The sequence below is a fragment of the Oleiphilus sp. HI0043 genome (genome assembly GCF_001634935.1).
This window is the reverse complement of record NZ_LWEY01000265.1, coordinates 1-1260: the sequence shown is the minus strand read 5'-3', so window position 1 is coordinate 1260 and position 1260 is coordinate 1. Positions and strand designations below refer to the sequence as shown.

Annotated in this window: 1 protein-coding gene and 1 pseudogene; both read left to right on the top strand. The window is 45.0% G+C overall.

Features of this window, described 5'->3' with window-relative positions; genetic code table 11:
- Positions 1 to 760, top strand: a pseudogene (locus A3729_RS03925) (tryptophan--tRNA ligase); the annotation flags it as partial.
- A 26-nt stretch (positions 761 to 786) separates the two neighbouring features.
- The coding region (locus A3729_RS03920; protein ID WP_197475543.1) for a ScpA family protein at positions 787 to 1260 on the top strand (474 nt) is incomplete at its 3' end.

The following is a 1260-nucleotide window of genomic DNA, read 5'->3' as shown; positions in this document are numbered from 1 at the left end:
TGGTGCTGACCAGGTAGCTCATGTCGAATTGACGCGTGAAATTGCTCGTCGCTTTAATCATTTATATGGTAAAGATCCGGGTTTTGAAGAGCAGGCTGAAGCAGCGATAAAGAAAATGGGTAAGAAAAACGCCAAGCTTTATCGTAATTTACAGAAGCGATTCCAAGAACAGGGCGACGATGAGGCTTTGGAAACTGCAAGAGCTTTGATCAAAGACCAGCAAAATATATCACTAGGCGATCGTGAACGCTTGTTTGGTTTTATTGAGGGAGGCGGTAAAGTGATTCTACCTGAGCCTCAGCCATTATTGACTGAAGCATCGAAGATGCCAGGTTTAGATGGTCAGAAAATGTCCAAATCTTACGGCAATACTATTGGCTTACGTGAGGATCCGGATTCGGTTACTCAAAAAATACGAACCATGCAGACAGACCCACAACGTGTACGCTTATCTGATCCGGGTGATCCAGATAAGTGCCCTGTGTGGAAGTTGCATGATGTTTATTCCGACGAAAGTACTAAATGCTGGGTTCGTGAAGGTTGCACCAGTGCAGGCATTGGTTGTTTGGAATGTAAGAACCCAATAATTGAAAAAGTGCTTGAAGAGCAGCGCCCAATTCGTGAACGTGCTCGCCAGTATGAAGAGAACCCAGAATTAGTGCGTAGTATTTTATCTGAAGGTGCCGAGCGCGCGCGTGACGCAGCAAAGGGAACGCTTCAGGAAGTTCGACGTGTAATGGGTTTATCTTTCGGCGCGTAAAGTGCTAGAAGATAGGGGGCTTGAGTATGTCAGCTGTGCAACAAGAATTACCTTTGGCAATTGTCGAAGGTAAAGTTGTAAGGGATGTCCCTCAAGACCTCTATATTCCCCCCGATGCTTTATCGGTTATTCTCGAAGCCTTTGAAGGCCCGCTAGATCTGCTCCTGTATTTGATACGACGCCAAAATATGGATATTCTGGCAGTTGATGTGAGTGAGATAACGCGTCAGTACATCGAATATATTCAAGTTGCGAAAAAGATGAAGTTCGAGCTGGCTGCTGAGTACCTACTCATGGCTGCGATGTTGGCCGAGATCAAATCTCGAATGTTATTGCCTAAAATTTCGCATGAAGATGACGANGAAGAAGACCCACGTGCTGAATTGATTCGTCGCCTTCAGCAATATGAACGCTTCAAGAAAGCAGCTGAAGATTTGGATGAGTTACCACGCGTTGATAGAGAAATAGTTCCTGTTCATATCAAAGCAGAAACCAGTTCT